The sequence below is a fragment of the Massiliimicrobium timonense genome, assembly GCF_042850985.1.
Classification (GTDB): Bacteria; Bacillota_I; Bacilli_A; order Erysipelotrichales; family Coprobacillaceae; genus Allocoprobacillus.
Genome location: NZ_AP031415.1, coordinates 2,654,364 through 2,661,126, shown reverse-complemented (window position 1 = coordinate 2,661,126; position 6,763 = coordinate 2,654,364). Strand labels below are relative to the sequence as shown.

Genomic DNA, 6,763 nt, shown 5'->3' with positions numbered 1-6,763 from the left:
TATTGATATATCGGTCTTTTTTTAGTTTTACACAAATTTTCATAGCAGTGAATTGTGCATAAAAAGTTATGCCATGTGCATAATTGTGCACAATTTGTCAAAGATATTTTCATTCACAAGAAAATTCACATATTATGCACAAGAAAAATGTCGATATATATGAATATTTGCCAAGTTATGCACAATTGTGCATAACTTTTAAGAATATGTGCATAAGTTGTGAACAAACATATTTTCTTTATTCTATCATATGCAAAAGTATTAAAAAATAGAACATTTGAGAAGGTGAAAATGCTTGAATAATCAAATAATTTTCTATATTTTCATTGACTTATAAAAACAAAACCCATATAATAATGGGGCATATGTTATTGTGTATAAAAAAATTATTAATTTGGAGGTGTAACGAATGAAAAGAACATATCAACCAAATAAGAGAAAAAGATCAAAAACTCATGGTTTTAGAGCTAGAATGGCAACAGTAGGCGGAAGAAAAGTACTTGCTCGTCGCCGTAAGAGAGGAAGAAAAGTTTTATCTGCCTAAAAAAATTCCACTTTAATGTGGTTTTTTTTCTAAAAAAATATGAAAAAAGAATATCGTATAAAGAAGAATGAAGATTTCCAAACTATTATAAAAAAGAAAAAATCTGTAGCTAATAAACAATTTGTTGTTTATTATCATCAAAATGATAATCATTTAAGAGTGGGAATCTCAGTAAGTAAAAAATTAGGAAACGCTGTTGTTCGTAATAAGATTAAAAGACAAGTCAGAATGATGGTTCAACAAGTTTTTGATAGAGATCAGAAGATGGATTTTATTATTATAGTGAGATATGATTTTTTAAATCATTCTTATCAAGATAATTTAAATAGTATTGTATCTCTATATAATAAAATAAGGAGAAGGATGGAAAAATAACAATGTATTTAGATCAACGTACAAAGAAGTTTTTAAAGGTATTTGCTTTAGTAGCTGTGATTTTTGTGTTAGTGGGATGTACAAGTAATCTTGATAAAAATGGACATCTTATTGCTTCACGAGCTATTACTGAATCTACACCTTGGAGTTTAAGTGAATTAGGATTTTTTGATTTCATTTTAACTTATCCAATTGCAAGAGGTATTTTGTTTATTAGTAAGTTAGGAAATGTGGCTTATGGGGTTGTTGGTATGACAATCTTTATTAACTTATTAATTTTACCTATTATGATTAAGTCAACTGAATCAACACAAAAAATGCAGTTGCTTCAACCAGAAATGGAAAGAATTCAAAGAAAATATGCTGGTAGAAAAGATCAGGCATCACAAATGCGTCAAACTGCTGAAATCCAAGCTTTATATAAAAAGCATAATATCAGTATGTTTAGTAGTTTTTCAACATTCTTAACATTACCTATCATGTTAGCAGTATGGCAGGCTGTTCAAAGAGTTGAAATATTATATAGTTCAACATTATTTGGATTAAAATTAGGTATTACACCAATGTCAGCTATTACTAAAGGTGAATGGGCTTATATTGTGATTGTCGCTTTAGTTGGTTTAACACAGTATTTTGCGATTGAAATTAACAGTATTATGTTAAAGAGAAATCCTCGTTATAAGGTATCAAGACAACAACAATCAATGAAAACAATGAATATTGTGATGACTGTTATGATTGTCTGGTTTGCAGTATCTATGCCAACAGCAATGTCATTATATTGGATTACAACAAGTTTAATTACAATTGCAAGAACAATTTATATTCAACTTTATCACATTGAAAAGAAAAAAGATAAATAAGGACTGGGCAAATATATGAAAACATATGAAGGAAAAACTTTAGATGATGTCATTCAACATGCTTGCCAAGATTTAGGAATTACTCCTGATGAATTGACATATGAAATTATTGAAGAAAAAAAGGGTTTGTTTTCTAAAAAAGTTGTTATTGAATGTTATTGTGAAAGTATGGTTCAAGAATACTTGGAAAGTTTTGTAAGAAAGACACTTACAAATATGGGATTTCAAGTAGAAACTGTATCTTATATTCAAGATGGACGCATTTATTGCAATATTAATACGGATAATAATTCTATTTTAATTGGTAAAGGTGGAGTTATTTTAAGAGCGTTTAATCTTATCGCAAGACAAGCGGTTCAAAATGAATTTAAGAAAAGATTTGAAATTAGTTTAGATATTAATGGTTATAGAGAAACAAGATATAAAAAAGTTTCAGCTATGGCAAAAAAACTAGGTAAACAAGTTTTAAGAACAAAGATTGCTGTAAAACTTGATCCTTTACCAGCTGATGAAAGAAAAGTTGTGCATCAAACAATTGCTGATTTTAATAAACATTTAAAAACTGAAAGTCAAGGCGAAGGAAAAGACAGATTTACGACAATTTCATATGTAGATTAAACTCTATTCTATCAGGGATAGAGTTTTTTATGTGTTAAAAAGATTAAATATTTTTATAAAAAATAAAAGAATAGACAATCTATTTTTCGTTTTATATAATAAATATATATAGAGAGAGGATGAGAAATATGTCTTTATTTTTTATAATTCAAGATATTATTTTATGGTTATTAATGATTGGAGTTATTGTTGGAATTGTTTATCTTATTGCCAAATTTGTTGGAAGCATACTAAGTATTCCAGAAAGAAAAAGAAAAGCGGAATACAGAAAAAGAGAAGATGAAGAATTACATAAAAACCAACAAAATCTTATTAATGAAATATATCAACAAGCATCTAGAGATAGATGGTGGGCTATTTCAAGTCAAATTGGTAAAGGTAATCATGCTTCTGTATTTATCCATAGATATGATGGTTCAACTGAAAGATTTGGATTTAGAGAACATGGATATGATTATTTAACACAAGATGGAATGATTAATCTTTATAAATCTTTAGAATTTAAAACTTTAGGAAAACTTCACTTTTCATATAGAGAAATAGGAGGATATAGTGATACTGTTACATCCTTTTCTGAGGGCTTTACACCAGGAGGAGGAACGGGATACTATGCCAATACTGTTGGAGGAGGATCTTCAAGTATTTTGGAAGGAATAACACTCAATTCTCCTGAATATGAACAACAATTATATGACGAAAAAATCAGGAAGATGGAGGAAGAAAAAAGATATAAAAAAACATTCTAATAATTTATTTATAAAAATAACAATATATTTACAGAAGATATATGAATAAAGGTGTGAATAAATCACATCTTTTTCTTTTTAGAAAGTACAAAACGAAGGAAAGAATAAAAAAAATTTGAACAAAAGATGAAAACTAAAAATTTTATGAAGTAAAAAACTCTTTTTTCATTGTATAAAAAAGAGTGATGTGAATCAATTCTTTAAAAAAACATTTCGTTATAATAGATATTTTACTATATAGGATATTATAAAAACAATAATGAAGAAAGGTATTAATAATAATTGTATTATTTCTAATGCAAATGAATCTATTTTAATATCTTAAAATAAAATAAATCACATAAATCCAGCTTAATAAACCATGAAAAATAGCCCAACCAACAGAATGCCATGTTGTATAAGTTATAACCATAGCTAAAGCACTACCAAATTTTATGTCTGATTTGACTGTCTTTTTTACAACTGTGACTTTGTTTTATTCCATGAATTATACCTCCTTTTTGATAATAGGTGTTCCTATATGTTTATCTAATCGCCATTGAGGAGCCATTCCATCATCGCCCCAATATTCATCAATAGACATGATAAGTTGATCTTTTAATTTTATAAAAGATACAACATGAAATGATAAAGAATGATCTGATGAAAATACATGAACAACAGTTATGATTAAATCATGAAGATATTCTATTCTTTCAATATGACCATCCCATTGACCAGGATAATCACAATTTGCTTGAATAAATTCATCAACAGTAAAATGTTCATTTGTACAATGCCAACGAATATAAGCATCTTTATGAAAGAAAGTTATTAATTGTATTTTATTTTGTTTTATACAGCATTCCAATATTGATTAATATCCATTTAAATTCTCCTTTGGTTCATTATTACTTTTTATTCTAAGCTTTGACCTATGATAGTACCAACACATAATCCAAAAACAATCCTAAAGCAATACAATTAGACATATTATTTTTTTTCATTTACAATCTCATCGTTATGTATATTATATTATCATTATATCATTGTCATAAGGTATCAACAAACATAATATGACTTTAAGCAATTTATTTTCAAGAATTTTAAAACATATGAATAGCTATTTTTATGAACTATGTTATAATAATAGTCATTGTAAAGGGGGAATTTAATTTATGAAGATAATGAGAAAGTTTATACAATATTATAAACCATATAAAACAGTTTTCATTTTTGATATGATTTGTGCCATGATTATTAGTCTTATTGATTTGGCTTTTCCTCAAATATTAAATTATCTTAACGATACATTATATATTGCTGATCATCAGACAATTATTCAAAGTTTATTTTGGTTAGCTGTTTTCTTATTAATTATGTATGCGATAAGAGCATTATGTAAATATTATGTATCTGCTCAAGGACATATAATGGGTGCTCAAATGGAAAGAGATATGAGAAAAGATTTATTTGATAAATTTGAACAGTTATCTTTTTCTTATTATGATCGTAATAATACTGGAGAAATGATGAGTAAGCTGGTGAGTGATTTATTTGATATTTGTGAATTTGCTCATCACGGACCTGAAAATGTCTTTATTTCTTTATTAAAGATTATTGGTTCATTTGTGTTGTTAATGTATATTCATGTACCTTTAACAATCTTATTAATTATTGTTACTTTATGTATGTTGTTATTTTCTTTAAAACAAAATAAAGCAATGCAACAGACATTTATGGATAATCGTCGTAAAATTGCAGGGGTTAATGCATCTTTACAAGATACTTTAGCAGGAATTAGAGTTGTGAAATCATTTGCAAATGAAGATATTGAAAGACATAAATTTGCAAGAAGTAATGAAAGATTTTTACAGAGTAAGAAAAACAATTATCATTGTATGGGAAGATTTCAAGGTGGAAATAATTTCTTTCAAGGCTTACTTTATGTGACAATCTTAGTAGGTGGAGGATTCTTTATTGCTCAAGGGTCATTAGAACCTATTGCTCTAGCAACTTATGCTTTATACATTAATATTTTTATTACACCTATTGAGGTTTTAGTAGAATTTACAGAAATGCTTCAAAAAGGATATTCGGGATTTAAAAGATTTAATGAAGTTATGGAAACTCAAGTTGAAATAGAAGATGCACCAGATAGTCATGATTTGGTTAATGTAAAAGGTGTTATTGATTATAAAGATGTCAGCTTTGGATATGATGATGAAAAAGTATTAGATCATTTAAATATTCATATAGATTCTGGTAAATCAATTGCTTTAGTAGGTCCATCTGGTGGTGGTAAAACAACAATATGTTCATTGTTACTTCGTTTTTATGATGTGACAGGTGGAAGTATTGAAATTGATGGACAGGATATTAGAAAATTAACTTTAAAATCATTACGTCAATCTATTGGTATTGTTCAACAGGATGTTTATTTATTTACTGGGTCTATCAAAGAGAATATTTCTTATGGAAAACCAGATGCTAGTGATGAAGAAATTATAGAAGCAGCTAAAAAAGCCAATATTCATGATTTTATTATGAGTTTACCTGATGGTTATGATACATATGTTGGTGAAAGAGGTACACGTTTAAGTGGAGGACAAAAACAACGTATTTCTATTGCGAGAATATTCTTAAAAGATCCAAAGATTTTAATTCTTGATGAAGCAACAAGTGCATTGGATAATGAAAGTGAACGTCATATTCAAAAAAGTCTAGAAGCCTTATCAAAGAATCGTACTTGTATTACAATTGCTCATAGACTTTCTACAATTAGAAATGCTGATGAAATTATTGTGATTGGTAATAATGGTATTGTAGAGAGAGGAACACATCAGTTCTTATTAAATAAAAATAATGTTTATGCGAAATATTATCGTTTACAATTTGAAGGATTGGAAGAAAATGCTTAAAGAAGGACAAACTGTCTATTTTATTGTACAAGGTATCGTCATGAGTGGGACAGTCATTAATGTAAAAGGAAATGAGAAATCTTATACTTTTGAAATTGAAGGATTTGGTAACTGTAGTGGACCTCATCAAATTTCATCTCAACAAATTCATTATTCTATTTTCTTAGATGAAAAAGAAGCTCAAAAATATAAAGATTATCCCACTATGTATTTACAAAACTATTGTTAATATTATTAAGGTTTTGACTTATTTTAAAGTCAGAACCTTTTTACATATGATAAAATATTTTGTGACACAAGTTTTTCATATTTTTATGTTATGTTTATAAATAATAAAGAAAGGAGGATATATTTGAAAGATATATCATCGTTCAAATTTATAAGGTTATGAAAGAATTTTTTAAAAATAAAAGAAATGTTGTAAATGTATTATATATATTCATAGTGATGTGTGTGTTTTTAGCTTTAATGGGTATGTTATTTTCTCAAGATTCAAATTATTTTTTCCCTATTTATGCTAATGAGTATGTTGCATGGTTTTGTTATATAGGAAGTGATTTATTTCTGGTATTGTCTATAGTATTATGGCTGACATCATGGAAATGTCCTCATTGCGGGAAAAAACTATATAAACATTTCATTTCAAAATCATTAAATGAATGTCCTTATTGTCATAGAAAAAAGTATTTTTAAAAGATAAAATAAAAGCAATGATTC

9 protein-coding genes are annotated in these 6,763 nt (G+C 27.1%); 8 read left to right on the top strand and 1 reads right to left on the bottom strand.

Annotation, left to right across the window (positions count from 1 at the left end):
• Positions 1-409 precede the first annotated feature (409 nt).
• From rpmH to ACGHJ8_RS13930, 5 genes are all read left to right on the top strand, one after another.
• Positions 410-544: a 50S ribosomal protein L34 gene (gene rpmH, locus ACGHJ8_RS13950; RefSeq protein ID WP_003535525.1), complete on the top strand. Its 135-nt coding sequence runs from the start codon at positions 410-412 to the stop codon at positions 542-544.
• A gap of 39 nt (positions 545-583) precedes the next feature.
• Positions 584-919, top strand: coding sequence for a ribonuclease P protein component (gene rnpA, locus ACGHJ8_RS13945; RefSeq protein WP_205090324.1), 336 nt, complete (start codon positions 584-586; stop codon positions 917-919).
• 2 nt (positions 920-921) lie between these two features.
• Positions 922-1,782, top strand: a complete 861-nt coding sequence (locus tag ACGHJ8_RS13940) for a YidC/Oxa1 family membrane protein insertase (protein ID WP_087356835.1) — start codon at positions 922-924, stop codon at positions 1,780-1,782.
• A gap of 15 nt (positions 1,783-1,797) precedes the next feature.
• Complete coding sequence (locus ACGHJ8_RS13935) at positions 1,798-2,400, top strand: R3H domain-containing nucleic acid-binding protein (RefSeq protein ID WP_211962431.1); 603 nt, start codon at positions 1,798-1,800, stop codon at positions 2,398-2,400.
• A gap of 128 nt (positions 2,401-2,528) precedes the next feature.
• A complete protein-coding gene (locus ACGHJ8_RS13930) occupies positions 2,529-3,146 on the top strand; it encodes a hypothetical protein (protein WP_211962429.1) in 618 nt (205 codons plus the stop codon).
• 487 nt (positions 3,147-3,633) lie between these two features.
• Here the strand turns inward: ACGHJ8_RS13930 and ACGHJ8_RS13925 are convergent, their stop codons facing one another.
• Positions 3,634-3,996 (bottom strand): nuclear transport factor 2 family protein, encoded by a 363-nt coding sequence (locus tag ACGHJ8_RS13925; RefSeq protein WP_349291033.1) that lies wholly within the window; start codon positions 3,994-3,996, stop codon positions 3,634-3,636.
• A 307-nt stretch (positions 3,997-4,303) separates the two neighbouring features.
• On the opposite strand from ACGHJ8_RS13925, the gene ACGHJ8_RS13920 reads away from it, so the two are divergent.
• The 3 genes from ACGHJ8_RS13920 to ACGHJ8_RS13910 all read left to right on the top strand — a co-directional run bounded on the left by ACGHJ8_RS13920 (position 4,304) and on the right by ACGHJ8_RS13910 (position 6,739).
• Positions 4,304-6,046: an ABC transporter ATP-binding protein gene (locus ACGHJ8_RS13920; RefSeq protein WP_087356833.1), complete on the top strand. Its 1,743-nt coding sequence runs from the start codon at positions 4,304-4,306 to the stop codon at positions 6,044-6,046.
• The gene (locus ACGHJ8_RS13915) at positions 6,039-6,275 is read left to right on the top strand and encodes a hypothetical protein (RefSeq protein WP_087304820.1); all 237 of its coding nucleotides are present in this window, start codon (positions 6,039-6,041) and stop codon (positions 6,273-6,275) included. The genes ACGHJ8_RS13920 and ACGHJ8_RS13915 overlap by 8 nt, the downstream gene beginning before the upstream one ends.
• A 218-nt stretch (positions 6,276-6,493) precedes the next feature.
• Positions 6,494-6,739 carry a hypothetical protein gene (locus tag ACGHJ8_RS13910; protein WP_390540975.1) on the top strand — a complete coding sequence of 82 codons (246 nt, stop codon included), beginning with the start codon at positions 6,494-6,496 and terminating at the stop codon, positions 6,737-6,739.
• The last annotated feature ends 24 nt before the right edge of the window (positions 6,740-6,763 follow it).